This window comes from Stenotrophomonas sp. TWI1149 (assembly GCF_039673155.1).
In the GTDB taxonomy this organism is placed as follows: domain Bacteria; phylum Pseudomonadota; class Gammaproteobacteria; order Xanthomonadales; family Xanthomonadaceae; genus Stenotrophomonas; species Stenotrophomonas maltophilia_AA.
Map to the genome: position 1 here is coordinate 320,562 of NZ_JBDJLB010000001.1, position 22,904 is coordinate 343,465.

Genomic DNA, 22,904 nt, shown 5'->3' on the forward strand with positions numbered 1-22,904 from the left:
CGAGCGGCAACGATGAGTGTCGATCCGCAGCGCCTGCAGCTGCGCCAGGCCGTGCAGCGGCAACCGGCGGACTTCATCGCCTGGGTGATGCTGGCCGACGCGGAGCTGGAGGCCGGCGATGTGCGGGCGGGCGAACAGGCCGCCACGCGCGCCTTGCAGCTGCGCGGCGACCATCCCGAAGCGCTGGCCCGGCTGGGTCGCGCACGCTGGATGCAGGGCCGCCACGGCGAAGCGGCCACGCTGCTGCGCCAAGCGGCGGATCGCGCCCCACAGCATCCCGGCATCACCCTGTGGCTCGGCCACGCCCTGGAAGATGCCGGACAGCCCGAAGCGGCCGCCGATGCCTATCGCCATGCACATCGCCTGCTGCCGGGCGAGCCCTACATCACCGCGCAGCTGCTCAACTGGCAGCGCCGCCTGTGCGACTGGCGCGATCTGGAGCGGCTGTCGGCGCAGGTCCACCAGGCCGTCGCGCAGGGCCAGGCGGTGGTCGAACCGTTCGCCTTCCTCAGCGAAGACAGCAGCGCCGCCGAGCAGCTCGCCTGCGCCCGCCAGCGCGCCGCCGCCCTCGCCGAGGGCATTGTCCGCCTGCCCCCGATCACGGTGCGCCCGCAGGGCACGCTGCGGGTCGGCTTTCTCTCCAACGGCTTCGGCGCACATCCGACCGGCCTGCTGACCGTCGCGTTGTTCGAGCAGCTGCGTGCGCTCGGCACGCTGGAGCTGCATCTGTTCGCGCTCACTGGCGACGACGGCAGTCCCATCCGACAGCGCCTGCAGCAGGCGGCCAACACGCTGCACGATGTCAGCACGCAGCCGCACCAGATCGTCGCCCGGCGCATCCGCGAGGCCGGCATCGATGTGCTGTTCGATCTGCGCGGCTGGGGTGGCGGCGGCACCCCACAGGTCCTGGCGATGCGCCCGGCCCCGGTGCAGATCAACTGGCTGGCTTACCCGGGCACCTCCGGCGCGCCGTGGATCGATCACGTGCTGGCCGATGCCTTCGTGCTCCCCGACGCTTTGGCGTCGGCCTTCAGTGAGAACGTGCGGCGGCTGCCGCGTGCGTTCCAGCCGTCGGACAACACCCGGGTGCTGAAGCCGGTGCCGGCGCGCGAGGCCTGTGGCCTGCCCGCGCAGGGCGTGGTGCTGTGCTGTTTCAACAACAGCTACAAACTCAACCCGCGCAGCATGCAGCGGCTGTTCGCGGTGCTGCAGGGCGTGCCCGGCAGCGTGTTGTGGCTGCTGTCCGGCCCGGGCGATGCGGATGCGCGGCTGCGCAGCGCGGCCCGCCAGGCACAGCTGGATCCGGCGCGGCTGGTGTTCATGCCACGCCTGCCGCACCCGCAGTATCTGGCGCGTTACCAGCACGCCGACCTGTTCCTGGACACGCATCCGTACAACGCCCACACCACCGCCTCGGATGCGCTGTGGGCCGGCTGCCCGGTGCTGACCTGCCCCGGTACGACGTTCGCCTCGCGGGTGGCCGGCAGCCTCAACCATCACCTGGGCATGCACGATTTCAACGTGGCCGACGACGCGGCCTTCGTGGCCACCGCCGTCCGGCTCGGCAACGATCCGGCTGCACTGGAGGCGGCGCGCGCCACGCTGGCCTACCGGCGCGAGGACAGTGGGCTGTTCGACATGGCCGGCTTCGCGCATGACATCGCCGAGATGATTGAAGCGCTTGCCCGTGAGCGTGGCTGGCATGGCCCACACATCGCCTGAGCATCGGCTGCGCTAGGCTCGGGCTTCCCCGTGGATCACCGAGGCACGCCGATGGGCAAGCTCAAGCGCAAGGAGTACCAGGCCCTGCTGGAACCGATGCAACTGGAACTGGCGGCGATGGCGCGCTGGGTGCAGCACACCGGGCAGCGCGTGCTGGTGCTGTTCGAAGGCCGCGACACGGCCGGCAAAGGCGGCGCGATCCAGGCGATCGCCGAGCATCTCAATCCGCGCCAGTGCAAGGTGGTCGCGCTGCCCAAGCCGACCGACCGCGAAAGCACGCAATGGTATTTCCAGCGCTATGTCTCCCACCTGCCTGCGGCCGGCGAGATCGTGCTGATGGACCGCAGCTGGTACAACCGTGCCGGCGTCGAGCATGTCATGGGCTATTGCACCGAAGCGCAGTACCGCAGCTTCCTGGCGCAAGCGCCGGTGTTCGAGAAGCTGCTGATCGACGATGGCATCGTGCTGTTCAAGTACTGGCTGAGCGTGGACCAGGTGCAGCAGGAAAAGCGCTTCGCCGAGCGTCACCTCGATCCGCTCAAGGGCTGGAAGCTGTCGCCGGTGGATCTCAAATCACGCAGCAAGTACAGCGCCTATACCGAGAGCCGCGAAACGATGCTGCGCGCGACCCACAACGACGCGGCGCCGTGGACCCTGGTCGACTTCAATGACCAGAAACGCGGGCGCCTGGGCCTGATCCGCAACCTGCTCGACCGCCTGCCCGATACCCGCGTGGACGAACCGGTGCTGGCGCTGCCGCCGCTGAAGGGCAAGCTGCACAAGGAGCACTTCGGGGTCTTGAAGCCGATTGAACCCTTCGTCGTCGGGTAGATCCACGCCATGCGTGGATGCTTTCATGCATTCCGTATGCACGCATGGCGTGGATCTACCGCGCACAGCGAGGCACAGGCGTGCCGGGTATCCGCCGGCACGCCCGTGAGGCTCAGCCTTCCTTGATCCGCGCTTCGATGTCATGCGCGGTGACCGGGCCGAGGAACTCCTTGGCGACCTTGCCATCCGGCGCGATCAGGTAGGTCATCGGCAGGCCGCGCGGGATCGCGAAGTCTTCCGGCGGGTTGTAGGTATCCACGATCACGATCGGATAGGTGACCGGACGCTTCTCCAGGAAGGCCTTCATCTCGGCCGGTTCGATGTCCTCGAAGGCCAGCCCGACCACTTCGATCTCGCTGCGCATCGCGTGCAGCGCGGACAGCTCGGGCATTTCCTTGCGGCACGGCGCGCACCAGGTCGCCCAGAAGTTCACCACCACCCATTTGCCGCGGTGCGCGGCCAGGTCGTACTCGGTGCCATCCAGCGCCTTGGCCTTGAGCGTGGGCTGTTCGACGGTCTTGCGCTCGGTGGCCGGGACGGCCTCCGTCGGCGGCGCGGCTGGTTCTTCGATCGGCGCCGGGGCGGCGGGCGCGGTGGCCTCGCTCTGGGCGGCGGGTTTGTTGCAGGCGGCCAGCGTCAGCAGGCCCAGGGCCAGCAGCAGGGGCTTGGCGGTCATGGCTTTTCTCCAGGGATCGTGTAGATGTCGCTGACGCGCCGCTTGAGCAGTTCGCGCAGCGGCAGGCGCAGCGTGTCCAGCGCGGCCACCGAGGCCGTGCCGAGGCTGTCGTCGCGATACGGCAGGTAGGCTTCCTTGATCGGGATACGCATCTGCGTGGTCTCGTACAGGTCGGCCAGGGTGAGTTTGTCCAGATCGCGTGCCAGCAGCCATTCGCCGCGCTCGTCGCGACGGACCACGCGGATCGCTTCAAGGTCGCAGAGCAGGGTCTGCAGCAGTGAATCGGTCAGCATCGGCTCCAGCCTCAGGATTTCGTCGTCATCCAGGCTGCGGCCTTCGGCGCGTGCCTGGTGGAACCGGCCGATCAGGCGCAGCAGGCCGTAGATCTCATAGCCCACCGGCAGGCGCAGGTCGGCCGGCTGATAGCGGAACGCGGCGATCGACGAGGCCAGCGAGGCGCCGAGCAGCACCGACACCCAGCACAGGTAGATCCACAGCAGCAGGATCGGCACGAAGGCGACCGTGCCGTACAGCTTCTGATAGGACTGGAAGCTGCCCAGATAGGCGCCCATGCCCCACTTCACCAGCTCGAGCATGAGCGCGGCCAGGATCGCACCGGGAATGGCATGCCGCCATTTGACCGTGTGGTGCGGCACCACGCGGTAGACCAACGTGATGCAGATGAACTCGATCAGGATCGGGGCGACCGTCAACGACACGTTGGCCAGCCAGCGGCCTTCGCTGGTGCCGAACAGGGGCAGCGCGAACACCCGCGCCGAGACCGCCAGCGAGGCGGCGGCCAGCATCGCGCCGAGGGTGAGCACGGTCCAGTAGACCAGGAAGCGGGTCAGCTTCGGCCGGGTGGAGCTCACCCGCCAGATCTGGTTGAAGGTTTCCTCCACGCTGTTGAGGGTGATCAGCAGCGACACCACCAGGGCGATGAAGCCTGCGGCGGTCAGCTGCCCGGCACTGGCCGAGAACTGCCGCAGGTAGCCTTCGGCGGCGCGCGCGGCGTTGGGCACGAAGTTCGAGAACACGTAGTCGCTGAGGGTATCGCTCCAGCGATCGAACACCGGGAACGCCGAGAGCACCCCGAACACGACGATGGCCAGCGGCACCAGCGCGAACACCGTGGTGTAGGCCAGCGAGGCGGCCGCCTGGAACAGGCGGTCATCGAGGAAGCGGCGCCACAGGAAGCGGCCGAAGCTGGTCGCGCGCGCGCGGTCCCGGACGCGTTCGATCCACAGGTTGATCGTATCGAGAGGTTCCATCGGCGCAAGGGTACCCGATGACGGGTGTGCGGCATGCACGGACCTCGCCCTGAGCGGGCTGCGTTGCCATACTGGCCGCATCGGACTCAACGAGATGGAAGCGAAATGGCGGAGATCCTGGTGCTGTACTACAGCCGTGGCGGTTCAGTGGCACGGCTTGCCCGCCAGATTGCCCGCGGCATCGGTGAGGTGCCGGGCATGAGCGCGCGCCTGCGCACGGTGCCGCCGGTGGCGGCGGTGACCCAGACGGCGCTGCCGCCGGTGCCCGAGGATGGCGCACCGTATGTGAGCGTGGCCGACCTGGCCGAGTGCACGGGGCTGCTGCTGGGCAGCCCGACCCGGTTCGGCAACATGGCCGCGCCGGTGAAGCATTTCCTGGACGGGCTGGGCGCGGAGTGGGTGAACGGCACGCTGGCCGGCAAGCCGGCGGGGGTATTCACCTCGACGGCGTCGCTGCACGGGGGCCAGGAATCGACCCTGCTCTCGATGCAGGTGCCGCTGCTGCACCACGGTTGCCTGATCGTGGGCATTCCCTTCACCGAGCCGGCGCTGAGCCACACCACCACCGGCGGCACGCCGTATGGCGCCAGCCATGTCGCCGGCGCGGACGACAATCCGGTGCCGAGCGAGGATGAAAGCATCCTGGCGCGGGCGCTGGGGCGGCGGGTGGCCGATATCGCACGGCGGCTGGCGTGAGCACGCGGGCGCAGGAGATCGTGCTTGCCCTGCTGCTGGTCGCGCTGGCGGTGCTGTTCGCGGTCTGGTTCGCGCAGGACAAGCATTGGCTGGCCACCCAGCTGGTGTTCACCCTGCCGCCGCTGCTGCTGGCGCTGGGGGTGCTGGTGCGGCGCGGCAAGGCGATGTTCTGGGCCGGGGTGCTGGCGCTGTTCTGGTTCAGCCACGGGGTGATGAGCGCCTGGAGCCATCCGGAGGTGGCGCTGTGGGCCTGGATCGAGCTCGGGCTTGCACTGGCCGTGATCGCGGTGGCGAGCACGCCCGGGCTGCGGCGGCGCTTCGGGCAGAAGCGAACGGCTGGCTGACCGTCCGGCGTCGCGGGCCTGCATCCGACGGGCGGCAGCCGTATCATCTACGGGTCGGCGCGGCGGTTCCGTGCCCTTCTGTCTGGTACCCAGGATGCTTGCAATGGAAGAACTACTGATCATCACCACCGGTGGCACGATCGACAAGATCTACTTCGACGACAAGTCGGACTATCAGATCGGTGATCCGCAGATCGGGATGATCCTGCGCGAGCTGGGCGTGACCTTCCGTTTCAATGTGATTCCGATCCTGCGCAAGGATTCGCTGCACATCACCGACGATGACCGCGAGCTGATCCGCGCGACGATCGCGGCGCAGCCGACGCGGCATGTGCTGGTGACGCACGGGACCGACTCCATGGTGCAGACCGGCCAGGTGCTGAAGTCGATCACCGACAAGACGATCGTGATGACCGGTGCGCTGAGCCCGGCGCGCTTCCGTGGCTCGGATGCGGAGTTCAACATCGGGTGTGCGATCGGTGCGGTGCAGTCGTTGCCGAGCGGTGTGTACATTGCGATGAACGGCCGCATCTGGAATCCGGAGCAGGTGCGCAAGAACGTGGCCGCCAACCGGTTCGAAGCGGCGTAATCCCTGGCGCAGCATGTTGATCGAACGAACGCCCCGGCATGCCGGGGCGTTCTGCGTTGGTGCGATGGGAAAGCGATCAGTACTGCGCGGTGAGGGTGACCCCGGAGAAGGTCGAGTAGGCCTTCACCCGCACATGCCAGGTGCCGGCCGCGGGGGCGCTGATCGTGCAGGTTTCGTTGTTGCCGCTGAGGTACGGGCGGCAGGTATAGACGGTATCCGTCGGGGCGCTGCCGGAGCGGACGTAGAGATCGGCATCGCCGCTGCCGCCGGCGATGGTGACCTTCAGCTGGCTGCTGCCCGACGGCACGGTCACGGTGTAGGCCAGCGAGGCACCGCTGGCGGCACCGAGGCCGGTGACTGGGACGTTGTTCTGCAGCACGGTGCCGGTGCCCGGTCCCGGGCCGGTGCCGTTGAGCGCTGCCGTCACCGCCGCATCGGCGTCGACGATGCCTGCGCCGCAGCCACCCGAGCAGGCGCCCGGCAGGGGACGCGCCGTGCTCTTGAGCAGGCTCTCGATGGAGGCCGGGCTCAGCGCGGTGGGGGCGACGGACTGGACCAGGGCCACGACGCCGGCGACATGCGGGGCCGCCATCGAGGTGCCGTTGTAGGACGCGTACGAGGCGCTGCCCGGGACCGTGGTGCCGCTGTTGAGGGTGGAGAGAATCGCCTGCCCCGGCGCCGAGATGTCGATGCCGGGGCCGTAGTTGGAGAAGCTGGCACGGGCGCCGGCCGACGTGGTCGCGGCGACGGCGATGACGTTGGCGCAGTTGGCCGGCACCGAGGACGAGACGTTGGTGTTGCTGTTGCCCGCGGCGACCACCACGGTGGTGCCGCGCGAGATGGCGCCATTGATCGCGGTCTGGTAGGTGGTGGAGCAGCTGCCACCACCGCCGAGCGACATGTTGATCACTTCGGCGGGATTGGCGTTGGCCGGGACGCCGCTGACGGTGCCCCCGGACGCCCAGACGATCGCGTCGGCGATGTCGGAGGTGTAGCCGCCGCACTTGCCGAGCACGCGCACCGGGACGACCTTGGCATTGAACGCCGTGCCGGCCACACCGGTGCTGTTGTTGGTCACCGCCGCGATGGTGCCGGCCACGTGGGTGCCGTGCCAGCTCGAGTTGGAGGCCGGAATGCCGGAGCCGCATTCGTTGGCGGCGTACCAGTCGCCTTCGTCGTTGGGATTGTTGTCGCGGCCACCGCCGTCGCGCGCCATCGCCGCGTCGCTGATGAAGTCATAGCCGGGCAGGATGTTGGCGTTGAGGTCGGGATGGTTGGTGATGCCGGTGTCGATCACCGCGACCACCACGCCGGTGCCGGTAGCCTTGTCCCATGCCGGGCGCACGTTGATCGAAGCATTGCTGGTACCGAAGCCCCACTGCTCGGAGAAACGCGTGTCGTTGGGCACCAGCGTGGCCTGCATCAGCTGGTCGACCTCGACGTATTCCACGCTCGGGTCGGCTGCCAGGCGACGCATCAGCAGCTCGGCTTCGGCACGGTCCAGCGGCCGGTCGGCCTTGACCACGGTCGGGCCGATCGCCAGCTGACGCAGCTTCTGCAGCCCCAGCGCGCGGCCCTGTGCGGCCGGCACCGCCGCGGCGGCGGCCTTGAGCGAGCTGGCCAGCGCGGTCGGGGTGGCGACCTCGGTGCTGCCGTCCTTGTACTTCACGATGAAGCGCTGATGGGTCGGCGCCGAGGACAGGCCGCTCAACTGCACATCGCCGGCGAACGCCGGGGTGGCCAGCAGCAGGGTCGACAGAACGGACGCGCCCAGTACAACCAATGCACGGTGACGCAAACGGTGTTGCGAGACATGAGACATCGGATTTCCCTTTCAGACAGTGAATGCCGTCGTCGCGGCTGAGAATCCAGGTCCGATCCGGGGGCTGCTGAAATCGATGGCGCGGATCGGCCGGGTGAGTGGATCGGTTCCCCTGAATCAAACCGCCCAACCCGACGCTAGTGGCTGGCTGGCCGATCAACAACGTTTCAGCTGCACTTCAGTCACATGAAATGTCGGATCTGAGACTTTCCGGGTCGAGGGTTTGTGAAAGTGAAGGACCTCACGGCCTTTCGGGTGGTCCGATTGCGCCACGGATTGTCTGAAATGGCTGTCACGCGCGACAAAACCGGGACACCACTTGCGCATCAATGACTTACGCCGCTGCCACCGCAGGACACTAGTGCCGGCAACAAAAAACCCGCCTGTCGCCAGGCGGGTTTCGATGCTTCAGCTCAGACCCCGAGGACTCAGGCGTCCAGGCGGACCAGCCAGCCATGACGGTCCGGCAGGCGGCCGTACTGGATGTCGGTCAGTTCCTTGCGCAGCGACATCGTCACTTCGCCGGCCGGGGCGTTGATGTCGCCCACCGAGAAGCCTTCGCCCTTGAGCTGGCCGATCGGGGTGACCACCGCAGCGGTGCCGCAGGCGAACGCTTCCACGATCTCGCCGGAGGTCACGCCGTCCTTCCACTCTTCAAGGGTGACCTTGCGCTCTTCGACCTTCATGCCGCGGTCGCGCGCCAGCTGCAGGATGCTTTCGCGGGTGATGCCTTCCAGGATGCTGCCCGACAGCGACGGGGTCACCAGGGTGCCGTCCTTGTAGACCAGGAACACGTTCATGCCACCCAGTTCTTCCAGGTACTTGCCCTCGACCGGATCCAGGAACAGCACCTGCGAGCAGCCCTGCGCCTGCGCCTTCTGCTGCGGCAGCAGCGAGGCGGCGTAGTTGCCACCGCACTTGGCCGCGCCGGTGCCGCCCTTGCCCGCGCGTGCATATTCGGTGGACAGCCAGATCGACACCGGGGCCACGCCCTTGGCGAAGTACGGGCCGGCCGGGCTGGCGATCACGTAGTAGCCGGCCTTGTGCGCGCCGCGCACGCCGAGGAAGGCTTCATCGCCGATCATGAAGGGACGGAAATACAGGCTGGATTCGTCGGCCGACGGCACCCAGCTGGCGTCCACGGCAATCATCTGCTTGAGCGATTCGACGAAGATCTCGACCGGCAGTTCCGGCAGCGCCAGGCGCTGCGCCGAACGCTGCAGGCGGCGGCCATTGGCCTCCGGGCGGAAGGTCCAGATCGAACCGTCGGCGTGGCGGTAGGCCTTGATGCCTTCGAAGATCTCCTGGCCGTAATGCAGCACCGCGGCGGCCGGGTCCAGCTGCAGCGGGCCGTACGGGCGCACCACCGCATCGTGCCAGCCGGTGTCCTTGTCCCAGCGCACTTCCACCATGTGATCGGTGAAGTGCAGACCAAAACCGGGGGCGGCCAGGATGCGCTCACGCTCCTCGCTGCTGCGCGGCTGGGCGGAACGGGTGGTGTTGAAGCTCACGGAAGACTGGGACACCGGATATTTCCTGTTCTGGTTACGGGGAACGCCGTGACGCCGGCTGGCGATGGGCGGTTACAGCATGCCGGTTTCGAGCCGGGCGGCCTCGGACATCATGTGGCGGCCCCACGGCGGGTCGAACACCAGCTCGACGTCGGCCTCGGCCACCGTCGGGATCATTTCCAGCTTGCTGCGCACGTCATCGACCAGGATCTCGCCCATGCCGCAGCCGGGCGCGGTCAGGGTCATCTTGATCTCGACCTCGCGCTGGCCGTCGTCCAGGTGCTTGAGGTCCACTTCATAGACCAGACCCAGATCGACGATGTTGAAGGGGATTTCCGGGTCGAAGCAGGTGCGCAGCTGCTGCCACACCAGTTTTTCGACCTCCTCGTCGGAGGCATCGGCGGGCAGTTCCAGCGCCGGGGGCGCTTCCTTGCCGATGGCATCGCCATCCTTGCCGGCGATGCGGAACAGATTGCCTTCGACAAAGACGGTATAGCTGCCACCCAGGGCCTGGGTGATATAGCCATAGCTGCCAGCCGGCAGCGTGACCGTTTCGCCCTGCGGGACCATGACGGCCTCGCAGTCGCGTTCGAAGTGGACAGGTTCACTGCTACGGGAATACATGTGGATCGATATGGGGGTCGCGGCCAATTCCCGCAAGGCGACCATTTTAGCCCAGTGGCCGCCCATGCGCCGGTCACGCCGCAAGCCGGTATCCTGTCCGGACTTACAGGAAGATTGCATGTCGCCCACGTCCGTGCCTGTCCGGAGCCGCCACTGGCTCTGGCCCCCGCTGTTTCTGCTTGGTGTCGTCACGGCCACGCTGGCCTGGTTGTTCATCGCCCTGCTCACCGGCCGCCAGGCCGGCTGGATGGCGGTTATTGCGGCATTGGAGATCGCATTCATGCTGCGCCTGGGGACCCTGCGCGCGGGTGCCGCCCGGGTGGCACTGACCCTGCTGGCCACCGTGCTGGTGGCGCTGGCCGCCAACTGGGGCATCGCCTCGGCCTACCTCGGCGGTGCGATGGGGCTCACGCCGTGGGAATCAGCGTTGCGCATGGGGCCCTATCTGGCTTGGACCCTGAGCGGCCTGGCCAACGGCGCGGTCGAATGGCTGTGGCTGGGCGTGGCGCTGGTCGTGGGCTGGTGGGTGGCGAGGTAATCGCCCCACGACCAACGGTCGTGGGCTACCGATGACCGGATGACCGCGCACGGACGCCGGCAGGTCACGACCGTTGGTCGTGACCCTTGCATCCGCCTCAATGCCCGCCGTCGAGCGCCTTCAGTTCGCTCACCAGCGCGCTCGCCGCACCGGCACCATCGCCGTACAGCATCCGGGCGTTGTCGGCGTAGAACAGCGCATTCTCGATGCCGGCAAAGCCGGTGCCCTTGCCGCGCTTGATCACCACCACGTTGCGGGCGTTGACCACGTCCAGGATCGGCATCCCGTAGATCGGGCTGGCCGGGTCGGTGCGCGCGACCGGATTGACCACGTCATTGGCGCCGATCACCAGCACCACGTCGGTGTTCGGGAACTCTGGGTTGATGTCGTCCATGTCGGCGATCAGGTCGTAGGGCACGCCCGCTTCGGCCAGCAGCACGTTCATGTGCCCCGGCATGCGCCCGGCGACCGGGTGGATCGCGAACTTCACCTTGATGCCGCGATCGATCAGGCGCTGCGCCAGCTCCCATACCTTGTGCTGTGCCTGGGCCACCGCCATGCCGTAGCCGGGCACGATCACCACGCGCTCGGCGAAGGCCAGCATCGCGGCGACATCGCTGGCCTCGATCGGCTTCTGCGCGCCACTGATTTCCTGCGCGACCCCGCCGCCGCCGAAGTTGGAGAACAGCACGCCGCTGATCGGGCGGTTCATCGCCTTGGCCATCAGGCGGGTCAGCAGGATGCCGGCCGCGCCGACCATCATGCCGGCGATGATCAGCGCCTCGTTGCCGAGCACGTAGCCCTCGAAGGCCACGGCCAGGCCGGTGAACGCGTTGTACAGCGAGATCACCACCGGCATGTCGGCGCCACCGATCGGCAGCGTCATCAGCACACCGAGTGCGAGCGCGACCACGAAGAAGCTGATGATCGCCACCGGGCTCAGCGTCACCGCCGCCCAGATGCCCAGCACCACCATCGCCAGCGCGACCAGCAGGTTGAACACCTGCTGCCCCGGGAAGGTCACGCGGCGGTCGAGCCGACCATCGAGTTTGGCCCAGGCGATGATCGAGCCGGACAGCGAGACCGCGCCGATCGCCGAACCAATCACGGCCAGCGCCAGCACGGTGGCCGACGGCTGGCGCGCGGCGAGATCAGCCAGCGCCTGCTCGCTCCAATGGGTGGTATCGCGGTTGGCCAGGAACGAGAAGCGCAGCAGTTCGACCGCGCCGATCGCCGCCGCCGAGCCACCGCCCATGCCGTTGTAGAGCGCCACCATCTGCGGCATGTCGGTGATCGCCACGCGCTTGGCCGACCACCACGCCACGCCGGTGCCGATCGCCACCGCCGCCAGGATCAGCGGGATGTTGTGCAGTTCGGGCAGGAAGAACGTCGCCACCGTGGCGATCAGCATGCCCAGGCCGGCCCAGCGGATGCCGCTGCGCGCGGTCATCGGCGAGGCCATGCGCTGCAGGCCAAGCAGGAACAGGGTCGCGGCGACCAGATAGCTCACCTGGACCAGCCACTGCAGCAGTTGCGCGGTAGTCACGTTCAAGGCGTCTTCTCCCCGGCGTCGCGCTTGGCGCTGGGCTTGAACATGTCGAGCATGCGTTCGGTCACCACGTAGCCGCCGGCCGCGTTGCCCGCGCCGAGCACCACCGCGATGAAGCCGATGATCTTCTCCAGCGGGGTCTGTGCGTGCCCCAGCACCACCATCGCGCCGATCAGCACGATGCCGTGGATGAAGTTGGAGCCGGACATCAAAGGGGTATGCAGGATCACCGGCACCCGTGAAATGATCACGTGGCCGGCAATGGCGGCCAGCATGAAGATGTACAACGCCACGAACCCGTCGCTCATTGCAGTCACTCTCCCAGGCGGTCATCCCGTCCCCTGCATCATAACCATGCGCTGAACCAATCGGGCAGGCCGGTCAACCGCAGCCGCCCTGGCGCGTTCTCACGGTATCCCCCTGCCGGAACGCTACCCTGTGCTGGTGAGCTCTCCCCTACCGTCGACGGATGCCGACCTGCCTGCCACGCCCGAGGTGGCGCTGGCGGTGTCGCTGGATGCGTTCCTGGCCGGGATCGGCCCGCGCGCGTTCCGTTTCGCCGAGGCCGGCCTGCGCCAGCGCGACGACGCGCTGGATGCGGTGCAGGACAGCATGTTGAAGATGCTCGGTTACCGCGACAGACCCGCCGCCGAGTGGGCGCCACTGTTCTGGAGCATCCTGCGCCGCCGCGTGGTCGACCTGCAGCGCCGCCGCGGATTCCGCCTGAAGTTCTGGCGCAGCAGCGACGATACCGGCGGCGAGCATGACATCGACTGGGCCGACCACGCGCCCGGCCCGGCCCAGGCCCATGAGCAGCGCGACCAGTACGCGCAGCTGGTGCAGGCGCTGCGGGAGCTGCCCGCCCGCCAGCGCGAGGCCTTCACCCTGCGCGTGCTGCAGGACCTGGACGGCGCCACCACGGCCAAGGCCATGGGCTGCAGCGAAGGCGCGGTCAAAACCCATCTTTCGCGCGCCCGCCAGGCGCTGCAGCAGTCTCTGGAGATCGCCCTGTGAACCGCCCCCTACCCCCTTCGATGCATGACGATGCCGCCCTGCGGCAGCTGCATGCGCAGGCGCTGGATACCCTCTCGCCGGTTACGCTGGCGCGGCTGCGCGGCGCGCGTCATGCCGCCTCACCGGCCAGGCGGCATGACCCCTCCTGGTGGATGGCCACCGCCTGTTCGGCGGTGGTCGCGCTCGCGTTGGGCTACAGTTTCCTCCTCGGCGAATCGACCGCCCCGCCGCCAGCGGTCGTGGCGAGCGCGGCCGATGACGGCAGCGATGTCCTCGACGAGAATCCCGATCTGTATGTGTGGCTGGGCAGTACCGACCTGGCAATGGAGTGATGATGAAACTGCGACTGCCCCTGGGGCTGGTGTTGCTGACGCTGAGTGCGGCCGGCTGGGCCCAGACCGCCCCGCTGCCGGACTGGGACAAACTCAGCCCGCAGCAGCGCGAGGCGTTGATCGCGCCCGTGCGTGACCGCTGGAACGACGCGCCGGCGCCGCAGCGCGAGCGCATGCTGCAGCACGGCCAGCGCTGGCTGAGCATGCCCCCGGAACAGCGCGCGCAGGCGCACCGGGGCCGGCACCGTTTCGAGAACATGACGCCGGAGCAGCGCGAGCAGGCGCGCGCACTGTTCGGTCAGATGCGCAGCATGACCCCGGAACAGCGCCAGGACCTGCGCGACCGCTGGGCGCGGATGACCCCGGACGAACGCAAGGCCTGGCTCAAGGCGAACCCCGCCCCGCCGCCCAAGCGCTGAGCGTTTTTTCAGGCGGCAATTAACGGGGACGGAGGGGATTATTAACTACCTCCGTCCCCGTTTTTTCAGGCGGCGACCCAGCGGGTTTTCGCGAGCAGTTCGTCGTCCCAGTCGAAGGTGACGGCACCCTCTTTCAGGAACAGGGCGACGAAGTTGTAGACGTTGCGGGCGTACATCTCGCTGGCATGCACCGCGCCTTGGCTGGCCAGGTTGAGCGGGCCATCGATGAGCACGCCGTCCAGGTCCACCACCTCGCCCGGTTGCGTGGCCTCGCAATTGCCGCCGGTTTCCGCGGCGAGGTCGACAATCACGCTGCCCGGCTTCATGCCACGCGCCATGGCGGTGCTGACGATCTTCGGCGCCGGCCGCCCCGGCACGGCGGCGGTACAGATGACCACATCCACCGTACGCAGATGCTCGCCGAGGCGACGCTGCTGCTCGGCACGTTCTTCATCGGTCAACGGCCTCGCATAGCCACCTTCGCCGACCGCGCTGACGCCCAGGTCGAGGAACTTGCCGCCCAGCGATTCGATCTGCTCGCGGGTTTCCGGGCGCACATCGAAGCCTTCCACCTGCGCGCCCAAGCGACGCGCCGTGGCGATCGCCTGCAGGCCCGCCACGCCGGCGCCGACCACCAGCACCTTGGAGGGACGGATCGTGCCGGCAGCGGTGGTGAGCATCGGGAAGAAGCGCGGCGCGCGCTGGGCGGCGATCAACGTGGCTTTATAACCGGCCATGCCGGCCTGCGAACTGAGCACGTCCATCGATTGCGCCCGCGTAGTGCGCGGCAAGCGTTCCAGCGGAAACGCCTGCAGGCCGCGCGACTGGATCAGGCCAGCCCGCTCGGCATCGGCCTGCGGGTGCAGCATGCCGATCAGGCTGGCGCCGGATTTCAACCGCGCAAGGCGGTCGTTGGACGGTGGCTGCACGCACAGCACGATGTCGGCCTGGCCCAGGCGGGTGTCATCGGCGGGCTGCGCACCCACCTCCTGATACACCGCATCGGGGAAGCCGGCAGCCAACCCGGCATTTGGCTCGAACGACACGCCCGCGCCGAGCGCGATCAGCTTGCGCGCCGTTTCCGGCGTCATTGCCACGCGCCGTTCCCCCGGCGCATGTTCCTTTACCACCAACACCTCGACAGCCATGCCTGTCCCCGACGATCAGCGGATTGTGGGCTGATCGTAACCTGATCGCCGGGCCAGCGTGGCCCGGGGGCTCAATGCACGGTGGCGTTCCTGGTATCCAGCCGATCGATCACGCCCTGCATGGCGCTGTCGAACGCGCCATCGTCGATATGCGCCCGCAGGCGACCCAGGCGCACCATCACCGCCAGTTCTTCCGGCGAGGCCACGCAGAAGCGCACCCCGCGCCGGTTGACGAACAGCAGGCGCTGGGAAATCGGGCTCACCCAGGACAGCTTGCCGGCCTGGACCTTGCCGTCCTTGTCGACGAAATCCAGCCAGGTGCCGATCTCCAGGCCGCGGAAGCGGTCGGCATCGGCATTGTCGAAATCGCTGACATCAACCTTGCTGCCCAGCTCGACCGCCGCCGATTCCTGCGTCGGCGGCGACGGCAGCGCCACCTGCGGCAGTTCGGGCAGCGCGCGTTCCAGCTCGGGGCGCGATTCGGCGATACCCTGCAGGGTGTCGTGCAGCGCATCGATGGCGCTGGTCGCCGCATCGGCATGTACGCCGACACTGGCAAACACCTTGCGCAGCGCCGGATGCCAGGCCTGCAGCCAAGGCTTGCCGACGATATGGCGGCGCGCCTCGGCTACTTCTTCCAGCATGCCATCGGCCAGGCTCAGTGCCTCGCCGACCGACGCCCCGTCTTCGCCTTCGCGCAGCACGGTCAGGGTCAGATGGTGCTGCCACGGCTGGCGCAGGAACTCACCGATCGCCTGCGGCAAGGTGGTATCGCCGATGCGGCGGTCCAGTTCGGCACTGGCGCGCTGGCGGGCCATTTCGAGCTTTTCCTGACCGCGCTGGGTTTCGGCGGCACGCCGCTCGGCGATCTCGATCCGGCGCCGGTGCTGGGTCAGGAAATCGCGGAATTCTTCTTCCAGGGTCAGGAAGATCGCCAGGTTCTCGTTGAACTCGGCGACCAGGCGCTCGATGATTTCCTCGACCTTGCCCATCAGCACGCGCTCGGCCTGGCTCTCGCCGGTATTGCCTTCGCAGGCCTCGGCCAGCGAGTTGAGCAGCTTGCGCGCCGGGTGGGTCTTCTGCACGAACATGCGGCGATCGAGCATGGCGACCTTGACGAAGGGCACCACCAGCCGGCCGATCAGCTCACGCGAGCGGCCCTCCAGGTCGCGCTCGTCGAGCATCACGTCGAACAGCATGCCGACCAGGTCGATCGCATCCTCGTCCTGGGGGTCCAGCCGCGCCTGCGCGGGATCGACCCCGAGCCGGGTCGCGCCGGACAGCACTTCACTCTTCAGGCGTTGCGCCAGCGATTCGCCGTCCTCGCCGATCGCCGCGCGCAGGGTCGCGCTCGGCGTGGCCTGCAGCAGCGAGAGCACCGACATCATCTCGCGCTGGCTCAACGGGCGCTGCTGGCCCACCGCGACGCTGGCCGCCGAGGTGGCGTCCTCGCGCACGTGACGGGTCTGCTGCAGGAGTTCATGCAGGGCATCGAGCAGCATGCCCTGGTTGCCGCCAAGGCTCTCACCGCCCTCGCCATGCGCGTCCTGCGCGGCCTGCGCGCCTCCGCTACCCTGGAGGCGGCCACGGCTCTCGGCCCAGCGGTCGGCGAAACGACGGGCCCAGGCCGGTGCCTGCCCCTCGTCGCCCGCCGCGCCCAGCCCGGCCTCGGTCTCGAACCCATCGAAGGCGTCGCGGTCATCGCGCTGTGGCGGCGACGGTGCGCGCGGCGCAGGCCGACGCGCGGCCATCTGCGGCATCACGCCGGCCGCGGCCAGTTGTTCGTCCAGATAGTCGTACCGCTTGCCGATCGGCTGCTGCAGGTCGCGCTCGCACAGTTTGATCAGCACCAGCCGCACTTCCGGGGCCAGTTCACAGTCGGCGAAGGCCTCATGGATGGCCACGCCGAGGTGCTCGGGGCTGATCGGGTTGGTATCGGCCTGCAGTTCCAGGCCGCCGGCGATCACGCCCAGGCGGCGGTCCAGCCGCGACAGCACCGGCTTGAAGTCGCGCAGCAGCACGGTGGCGAAGTTGCGCACCGCCAGCCGGGATTCCAGCACGTGTTCGGGCACCAGGCTCAGCCCGTCCTCGATCTGGCCGGCCAGGGTGGCCTCGGCCGACAGCGGCTCGCCCCGCTCCAGCGCGTCCCAGGCCTGGGCCAGGTGGGCGCGGAAGCCGGACACGATGTCCTCCCGGCGGCGGCGCAGTTCGCGCATGCCATCCAGGAACAGCAACTGCGACGCGCCGGCGGTGCCGGCACGGTCGAACAGCACATCATCGAAGCGCGCCAGCACCGTCGAGAACGACTCGACCAGCCCCGGCAGCACGGCCTCGCGGGCCATCTTCAACAACGCCGGGTCACGGCCCGGGTGCCCCCCTACATTGGGCGTGGCAATCATGCGAAAAGGCTCCCCACCCTCGCAGGCACTGAGTACAGCATGGAAACAACGATCGCCGGCGCACCCCATGCGCCCACGTTCGGATGGTAGGCCGGCCGACCGGTCAGAGACAGTGAAACAGTCGACACTTTAAACCTCGTTACCGGTGGCCCGGCAGGCTTTGTATCGTAAGCGCAGCAGGCCCGGGAAGCGAGTACAGCCACGTGAAGGAAGTCCGCTGATTAGGTGATGTTCATCACGCTTTGTCGCAAATTGCACCGAGATACCCAGGACCGTGTCACAAACGGTCGCGACTATAATCGGGGCACCGTGAAGCCAGATCGAGAGCCCATGTCCGTTCCCCCCGCGCTGCATGCCCTGGACGCCCGCCGTTCGGTCCCCGCCAAGCAACTCGGCGAGCCAGGCCCCGACCCGGCGACCCTGCTGCGGATGCTGGCCTCGGCCGTGCGCGTGCCCGACCACGGCAAGCTGGTGCCCTACCGCTTCCTGCGGATCGCCGGCGATGCGCGTCACAGTCTGGGCACGTTCCTGGCCGCGCGCGCCGTCCAGCGCGACCCCCAGGTGTCGCCGGCCCAGCTGGACAAGGACCGCCAGCGTTTCTCCCATGCCCCGCTGGTCATCACCGTCATCGCCAGCCCGCGCCCGAACCCCAAGGTGCCGGAGGCCGAACAGCTGATGACCGCCGGCTGCGTCTGCTTCGCCCTGCTGCAGGCCGCGCAGGCGCTGGGCTTCGGCGCCCAGTGGCTGACCGCCTGGATGGCCTTCGACCCCGCCGTGCACGCCCACCTCGGCCTGGCCGAGGACGAGCAGATCGCCGGCTTCATCCACATCGGCACACCGAAGACCGCGGTTCCCGAGCGCGAGCGCCCGGATCCCGCCGCGCTGCTGCAGGACTGGGAGGGCTGAGATGTCCGCCCTTGCTGCCGGCCCCGGCATGGCCCCGCCGCCGCTGCGTGCGCCGTTGTACCTGGTCGATGCCAGCCTGTACGTGTTCCGCGCCTGGCATTCGATGCCGGATGAGTTCCAGGACCAGCAGGGCTGGCCGACCAATGCCGTGCACGGCTTCGCGCGCTTCCTGCTCGACCTGCTCGAGCGCGAGCGGCCGGCGAACATCGCCATCGCGTTCGATGAAGCGCTGGACAGCTGCTTCCGCCACCGCATCTATGCCGCCTACAAGGCCAACCGCGATCCCGCGCCGGAAGCGCTGCGCCGCCAGTTCGCGCACTGCAAGGCGCTGTGCACCGCGCTCGGCCTGGCGGTGCTGGCCCACCACGAATACGAAGCCGACGACCTGATCGGCAGCGCCCTGCACGCGCGCCGCGACGCCGGCATGCGCGGGGTGATCATCTCCGCCGACAAGGACCTCTCGCAGCTGCTGTTCGAGCATGACGAGCAGTGGGATTACGCGCGCAACCAGCGCTGGGGCATGGCCGGTGTCAAAGCCCGCCACGGCGTGCATGCGCACCAGATCGCCGACTACCTGGCGCTGTGCGGCGATGCGGTCGACAACATCCCGGGCGTGACCGGCGTGGGCGCCAAATCGGCCGCCGTTCTGTTGGCGCATTTCGGCAGCATGGACGTGTTGTATGAGCGCCTGGACGAAGTGCCCTTCCTGCGCCTGCGCGGTGCGGCGCAGATGGCGGTGCGGCTGCGCGAACAGCGCGAGCATGCGCTGCTGTGGCGCCAGCTGACCACCATCGCGCTGGATGCCCCGCTGGAGGGTGCTGCCGTTGATTTCAGCCGCGGCGTGGCCGACGCGCAGATGCTGCAGGGCCTGTGCGATGCACTGCGGTTCGGGCCGTTGACCCGTCGCCGCCTGTTCACCGCCGCCGGCCTGTCCGATTCCTCTTCCGTTGCCAGCGAGTTCGCATGAGCCCTACTACGCAAGACCCGAAGGTTGTGTTTGAAGGCAAGTACCAGCGCATGGTCGTGCGCGGCACCTGGGAGTACAGCGAGCGCACCCACGCCGGCGGCCTGGCCGCGATCATCATCGCGGTCACCCCGGCAGACACCGTGCTGTTCGTCGAACAGTTCCGCATCCCGCTGCAGGCCAGGACCATCGAGATGCCGGCCGGGCTGGTCGGCGACATCGATGCCGGCGAGTCGATCGAGGTTTCCGCCGTGCGCGAGCTGGAGGAAGAAACCGGCTGGACCGCCGAGCACGCCGAGGTGCTGATGATCGGCCCGACCTCCTCCGGTGCGAGCAGCGAGAAGATCGCCTTCGTGCGCGCCACCGGCCTGCGCAAGGTGGGTGAGGGCGGTGGCGATGCCAGCGAAGACATCACCGTGCACGAGATTCCGCGCGCCCGCGCCGCGGCATGGCTGGTCGAGAAGATGGGCCAGGGTTACGAGCTGGATGCCAAGCTGTGGGCCGGCCTGTGGATGATCGAACATCACCTGGACGGCACCCCGCGTGGCTGATTCGTTCGCCCATCCGGACACCGCCACGGCCCTGCTGGGGCCGGCCGATCCGGCGCCGTTCACCGTGCACCAGGCGCAGGGCCACTCACCGTTCCTGCTGATCGCCGACCATGCCGGGCAGCAGGTGCCGGCGTCACTGGCCGGGCTCGGCCTGCCGCAGGCCGAACTGGACCGCCACATCGGCTGGGACATCGGTATCGCAGGGGTCACCGTGGAACTGGCGCGCCTGCTGGATGCCTGGGCGATCACGCAGACGTACTCGCGGCTGGTGATCGACTGCAACCGGCCGTTGGCCTCCCCCACGCTGATGCCGGCGGTCAGCGACCTCACCGTGGTGCCCGGCAACCAGGGCCTGTCGGCGCTGCAGCGGCAACAGCGCGTCGCGGCGATCCATGCGCCCTACCATGCGCGCATCGATGCCGAGCTGGACACGCGCCAGGCGCAGGCCCGGCCGACGTTGCTGGTGATGATGCACAGCTTCACCCCTGTCATGAATGACGCCGAGCGGCCGTGGCATGCCGGCGTGCTGTACCACCGCGACACGCGGTTCGCACATCGCCTGCTGGATGCGCTGCGCGATGAAGGCGACCTGGTGGTGGGCGACAACCAGCCCTACGCGGTCAGCAGCACCAGCGACTATGCCGTGCCGGTGCATGGCGAAGGCCGCGGGCTGCTGCACGTGGAGCTGGAAATCCGCCAGGACCTGATTGCCGATGCCGCCGGCCAGCAGGCCTGGGCGCAGCGCCTGGCGCGCATCTTCACCGCCCTGCAGCCGCAGCTGGTCGCGTTGCCGCCTGCATGACACGCGTTCACCCCGGGTAGTGCCGGCCGCTGGCCGGCACCCGGACATCAGCCCAGCGCAGGCGCCTCCATCCACGGAAACGCGCGGTATCCCCGCATCTCCAGCGTGATGCCGACCGCCTGGAAGTCAGCCACAATCGCAGCGGCACGCGGGCGCTCCAGGTCACGACCGAGTTCCACAGGCAGGTCACGGCACAACGCCAACGCCCGGCCCACCGGGACATCCAGCACCGCTGCAACGATGCGGGCAGCGTCCTTCACCTTCGATGCCGGGCACTGCACCAGCGCCACGTCGAACGCGGCGAAAATCCCGCGCCCCACGCCCAGCGCACGCGCGGCCTGTCGTGCCTCGGCCGTCGCCTCGCCCAGGGCCTCATCGATGCCCGCCACCTGCAGGAACGCGTCGTACTCGCTGTAGTACGCCAGCGCCTGCGCGTAGTCGTCCAGCGTGGACAACGGACGCTGGCGCTTCTGCACGTCCAGCACATCGGCGAAGGTGGCGGCCTCCAGGTACGTGCTCAGCGCATGCTGGGCGGCGAAGGCCTCAACGCTGGGCTCGTCATGCTCAGCGTCATGGTCGGACAACCAGAACCGGGCATCACGTTCGTCGCCGTCGGTTGCGTAGACCCAGCCATACCGGTCCCACACGTCACGATCGTTGCTGCATCCCGCGATGGCCTCAAGTGCCTGGCCCAAGGCAAGAAGGTCGGTCATCGGCTTATCCTTCACCCGCGCACACCGGCGTCGGCGCCGGCGTCGCGGCATCTTCCTGCGGCCGCAGCCACAGCGCGACGCCCACGCCCAGCAGCGCGAACAGCGCCGCGCCGTACTGCGCGTGGATCATGCCCTGCAGGGCCGCGTCACTGCTGGCACCCGCGCTGCCACGACCGGCATTGGCCACCATTACCAGCAGCGCCAGGCCCAGCGCGCCACCGATCTGCTGTGCCGTGGCGGCCATGCCGGAGGCCACGCCCTGCTGCGCGGCCGGCACGCCCTGCCCGGCCACGATCCACATCGAGGTCCAGGTGATGCCCTGGCCCAGGCTGAGCACCACGATGCCCGGTAGCAGCGCCCAGTAGGTCGCGCCATGGGGCAGCGCGACGGCGACCGCGGCGATGCCGACCGCGCCGGCCAGCATGCCAACCGTCAGCACCTGGCGCGGCGAACGCCGGGCGAGCATGCGCTCGGCGATGCGGATGCCGAACGTGCACACCAGGGTCGGTGGCAGGAACGCCAGGCCCGCCTGCAGCGCGCTCCAGCCATAGCCATCCTGGTAGTACAGCGCCAGGAAGTAGTACTGCACGCCGTAGCTGCTCATGAACAGCATCGTCAGCAGCATCGCCGCACGCAGGCTGCGCAGGCGCAGCAGCGCGAACTGCATCAGCGGGTCGCGGCTGCGGCGTTCGATCTGCACGAAGGCCGCCAGCATCACGGCCGACACGACCAGGCAGATCAGCGTGCGTGGCGCCAGCCAGCCCCACTCCGGGCCCTGCACCAGCGTGGTCACCAGCAGGCTGCCGCCGACGGTCACCGTCATACAGCCGGCCAGATCGAACGAGCGGCCGGCCAGCGGCGCGGGGTCGCGCGGCAGCCACCAGCCACCGAGCAGCGCGCAGCCGCCGGCGAACGGCACGATCACCAGCAGCACCGAGGCCCAGCCGAAGCTCTGGGTCAGCACGCCACCGAGCAACGTGCCCAGGGCCAGGCCGCCGGCGCTGGCCATCGACCAGATCGCCAGCGCGCGGTTGCGCGGCGCGCCTTCGGCGTAGAGGGTATTGATCAGCGCCAGCGTGGCCGGGAACAGCAATGCCGCACCGATGCCCTGTACCGCGCGGGCGGCGATCAGCAGCCAGGCGCTGTTGCTGAAGCCGCCGACCAGCGAGGCCAGCGCGAACAGCGCCATGCCCAGCCGATAGATCCGGCGGCGCCCCAGCAGATCGGCCGCGCGACCGCCGAGCAGCAGGCAGCCGCCGAACGCCACCGTGTAACCGCTGACGATCCACTGCAGCTGCTGGGCATTGATGTGCAGCTGCGCGCCCATCTCGTGCAGGGCGACGAAGATGATCGTGGAATCCAGCGCAATGATCAGCTGGGCGGTGGCGAGCAGGGCCAGGGCCAGGCGGGGGAACGCCAGCGCCGGGGCGCCAGCGGGAGACAGGGGGGAGGTCATGCCGACTCGGTGGGACGTAAGAAGGTG

At 68.5% G+C, this 22,904-nt stretch carries 24 protein-coding genes; 13 read left to right on the forward strand and 11 right to left on the reverse strand.

The features are described 5' to 3' along the window. Positions 1 to 12: 12 nt before the first annotated feature. Positions 13 to 1,722: a tetratricopeptide repeat protein gene (locus ABE424_RS01655; RefSeq protein WP_346491291.1), complete on the forward strand. Its 1,710-nt coding sequence runs from the start codon at positions 13 to 15 to the stop codon at positions 1,720 to 1,722. 51 nt (positions 1,723 to 1,773) lie between these two features. Further along, on the forward strand, positions 1,774 to 2,553 hold the full coding sequence (gene ppk2, locus ABE424_RS01660; protein ID WP_346491292.1) for a polyphosphate kinase 2: 780 nt from the start codon (positions 1,774 to 1,776) through the stop codon (positions 2,551 to 2,553). A 112-nt stretch (positions 2,554 to 2,665) separates the two neighbouring features. Here the strand turns inward: ppk2 and ABE424_RS01665 are convergent, their stop codons facing one another. Continuing rightward, positions 2,666 to 3,229, reverse strand: coding sequence for a TlpA disulfide reductase family protein (locus ABE424_RS01665; protein ID WP_346491293.1), 564 nt, complete (start codon positions 3,227 to 3,229; stop codon positions 2,666 to 2,668). Continuing rightward, on the reverse strand, positions 3,226 to 4,500 hold the full coding sequence (locus ABE424_RS01670) for a YihY family inner membrane protein (protein WP_346491294.1): 1,275 nt from the start codon (positions 4,498 to 4,500) through the stop codon (positions 3,226 to 3,228). Before ABE424_RS01670 ends, ABE424_RS01665 begins: the two co-directional genes overlap by 4 nt. A 105-nt stretch (positions 4,501 to 4,605) precedes the next feature. Between ABE424_RS01670 and wrbA the strand changes: the two genes are divergently transcribed. The 3 genes from wrbA (at position 4,606) to ABE424_RS01685 (ending at position 6,129) form a co-directional block, all read left to right on the forward strand. Next, positions 4,606 to 5,196 carry an NAD(P)H:quinone oxidoreductase gene (wrbA, locus tag ABE424_RS01675; RefSeq protein ID WP_019186096.1) on the forward strand — a complete coding sequence of 197 codons (591 nt, stop codon included), beginning with the start codon at positions 4,606 to 4,608 and terminating at the stop codon, positions 5,194 to 5,196. Further along, entirely contained in the window at positions 5,193 to 5,540 is a 348-nt protein-coding gene (locus tag ABE424_RS01680; protein ID WP_346491295.1) for a DUF2069 domain-containing protein, read from the forward strand. Before wrbA ends, ABE424_RS01680 begins: the two co-directional genes overlap by 4 nt. Positions 5,541 to 5,643: 103 nt before the next feature. After that, positions 5,644 to 6,129: an asparaginase domain-containing protein gene (locus ABE424_RS01685; protein ID WP_121044584.1), complete on the forward strand. Its 486-nt coding sequence runs from the start codon at positions 5,644 to 5,646 to the stop codon at positions 6,127 to 6,129. A 76-nt stretch (positions 6,130 to 6,205) separates the two neighbouring features. Here the strand turns inward: ABE424_RS01685 and ABE424_RS01690 are convergent, their stop codons facing one another. The 3 genes from ABE424_RS01690 to sufT all read right to left on the reverse strand — a co-directional run bounded on the left by ABE424_RS01690 (position 6,206) and on the right by sufT (position 10,086). Beyond that, complete coding sequence (locus ABE424_RS01690) at positions 6,206 to 7,951, reverse strand: S8 family peptidase (RefSeq protein WP_346491296.1); 1,746 nt, start codon at positions 7,949 to 7,951, stop codon at positions 6,206 to 6,208. Positions 7,952 to 8,379: 428 nt separating this feature from the next. Then, complete coding sequence (locus tag ABE424_RS01695; RefSeq protein ID WP_346491297.1) at positions 8,380 to 9,477, reverse strand: branched-chain amino acid aminotransferase; 1,098 nt, start codon at positions 9,475 to 9,477, stop codon at positions 8,380 to 8,382. Positions 9,478 to 9,534: 57 nt separating this feature from the next. After that, a complete protein-coding gene (gene sufT, locus ABE424_RS01700) occupies positions 9,535 to 10,086 on the reverse strand; it encodes a putative Fe-S cluster assembly protein SufT (protein WP_313212203.1) in 552 nt (183 codons plus the stop codon). Positions 10,087 to 10,204: 118 nt separating this feature from the next. On the opposite strand from sufT, the gene ABE424_RS01705 reads away from it, so the two are divergent. Beyond that, on the forward strand, positions 10,205 to 10,624 hold the full coding sequence (locus tag ABE424_RS01705) for a hypothetical protein (protein WP_346491298.1): 420 nt from the start codon (positions 10,205 to 10,207) through the stop codon (positions 10,622 to 10,624). A gap of 97 nt (positions 10,625 to 10,721) precedes the next feature. Here the strand turns inward: ABE424_RS01705 and ABE424_RS01710 are convergent, their stop codons facing one another. Together ABE424_RS01710 and ABE424_RS01715 are read right to left on the reverse strand one after the other, a co-directional pair. After that, a complete protein-coding gene (locus ABE424_RS01710) occupies positions 10,722 to 12,176 on the reverse strand; it encodes an NAD(P)(+) transhydrogenase (Re/Si-specific) subunit beta (protein WP_019182395.1) in 1,455 nt (484 codons plus the stop codon). Next, complete coding sequence (locus ABE424_RS01715) at positions 12,173 to 12,481, reverse strand: NAD(P) transhydrogenase subunit alpha (RefSeq protein ID WP_121044596.1); 309 nt, start codon at positions 12,479 to 12,481, stop codon at positions 12,173 to 12,175. The genes ABE424_RS01710 and ABE424_RS01715 overlap by 4 nt, the downstream gene beginning before the upstream one ends. Before the next feature lie 130 nt (positions 12,482 to 12,611). Between ABE424_RS01715 and ABE424_RS01720 the strand changes: the two genes are divergently transcribed. The 3 genes from ABE424_RS01720 to ABE424_RS01730 are packed head-to-tail and all read left to right on the forward strand — an operon-like array spanning position 12,612 to position 13,938. After that, complete coding sequence (locus ABE424_RS01720) at positions 12,612 to 13,187, forward strand: RNA polymerase sigma factor (RefSeq protein WP_346491299.1); 576 nt, start codon at positions 12,612 to 12,614, stop codon at positions 13,185 to 13,187. A 20-nt stretch (positions 13,188 to 13,207) separates the two neighbouring features. Then, positions 13,208 to 13,519, forward strand: coding sequence for a hypothetical protein (locus ABE424_RS01725; protein WP_346491385.1), 312 nt, complete (start codon positions 13,208 to 13,210; stop codon positions 13,517 to 13,519). After that, positions 13,519 to 13,938, forward strand: a complete 420-nt coding sequence (locus ABE424_RS01730) for a DUF3106 domain-containing protein (protein ID WP_346491300.1) — start codon at positions 13,519 to 13,521, stop codon at positions 13,936 to 13,938. Before ABE424_RS01725 ends, ABE424_RS01730 begins: the two co-directional genes overlap by 1 nt. A 65-nt stretch (positions 13,939 to 14,003) precedes the next feature. Here ABE424_RS01730 and ABE424_RS01735 read toward each other — a convergent pair whose 3' ends face one another. Next, entirely contained in the window at positions 14,004 to 15,086 is a 1,083-nt protein-coding gene (locus ABE424_RS01735; RefSeq protein ID WP_346491301.1) for an NAD(P) transhydrogenase subunit alpha, read from the reverse strand. A 71-nt stretch (positions 15,087 to 15,157) separates the two neighbouring features. Beyond that, positions 15,158 to 17,485 carry a DUF1631 domain-containing protein gene (locus tag ABE424_RS01740; RefSeq protein ID WP_346478238.1) on the reverse strand — a complete coding sequence of 776 codons (2,328 nt, stop codon included), beginning with the start codon at positions 17,483 to 17,485 and terminating at the stop codon, positions 15,158 to 15,160. Between the two features lie 330 nt (positions 17,486 to 17,815). Between ABE424_RS01740 and ABE424_RS01745 the strand changes: the two genes are divergently transcribed. The 4 genes from ABE424_RS01745 to ABE424_RS01760 are packed head-to-tail and all read left to right on the forward strand — an operon-like array spanning position 17,816 to position 20,708. Further along, positions 17,816 to 18,391, forward strand: a complete 576-nt coding sequence (locus ABE424_RS01745) for a nitroreductase (RefSeq protein WP_346491302.1) — start codon at positions 17,816 to 17,818, stop codon at positions 18,389 to 18,391. A 28-nt stretch (positions 18,392 to 18,419) separates the two neighbouring features. Continuing rightward, positions 18,420 to 19,358: a 5'-3' exonuclease H3TH domain-containing protein gene (locus ABE424_RS01750; RefSeq protein ID WP_346491386.1), complete on the forward strand. Its 939-nt coding sequence runs from the start codon at positions 18,420 to 18,422 to the stop codon at positions 19,356 to 19,358. Further along, positions 19,355 to 19,906, forward strand: coding sequence for an NUDIX hydrolase (locus ABE424_RS01755; protein ID WP_346478239.1), 552 nt, complete (start codon positions 19,355 to 19,357; stop codon positions 19,904 to 19,906). Before ABE424_RS01750 ends, ABE424_RS01755 begins: the two co-directional genes overlap by 4 nt. After that, positions 19,899 to 20,708 carry an N-formylglutamate amidohydrolase gene (locus tag ABE424_RS01760; protein WP_346491303.1) on the forward strand — a complete coding sequence of 270 codons (810 nt, stop codon included), beginning with the start codon at positions 19,899 to 19,901 and terminating at the stop codon, positions 20,706 to 20,708. Before ABE424_RS01755 ends, ABE424_RS01760 begins: the two co-directional genes overlap by 8 nt. 47 nt (positions 20,709 to 20,755) lie before the next feature. Here ABE424_RS01760 and ABE424_RS01765 read toward each other — a convergent pair whose 3' ends face one another. Beyond that, positions 20,756 to 21,421 carry a hypothetical protein gene (locus tag ABE424_RS01765; protein WP_346491304.1) on the reverse strand — a complete coding sequence of 222 codons (666 nt, stop codon included), beginning with the start codon at positions 21,419 to 21,421 and terminating at the stop codon, positions 20,756 to 20,758. Between the two features lie 4 nt (positions 21,422 to 21,425). Continuing rightward, positions 21,426 to 22,877 carry an MFS transporter gene (locus tag ABE424_RS01770; RefSeq protein WP_346491305.1) on the reverse strand — a complete coding sequence of 484 codons (1,452 nt, stop codon included), beginning with the start codon at positions 22,875 to 22,877 and terminating at the stop codon, positions 21,426 to 21,428. Between the last annotated feature and the right edge of the window lie 27 nt (positions 22,878 to 22,904).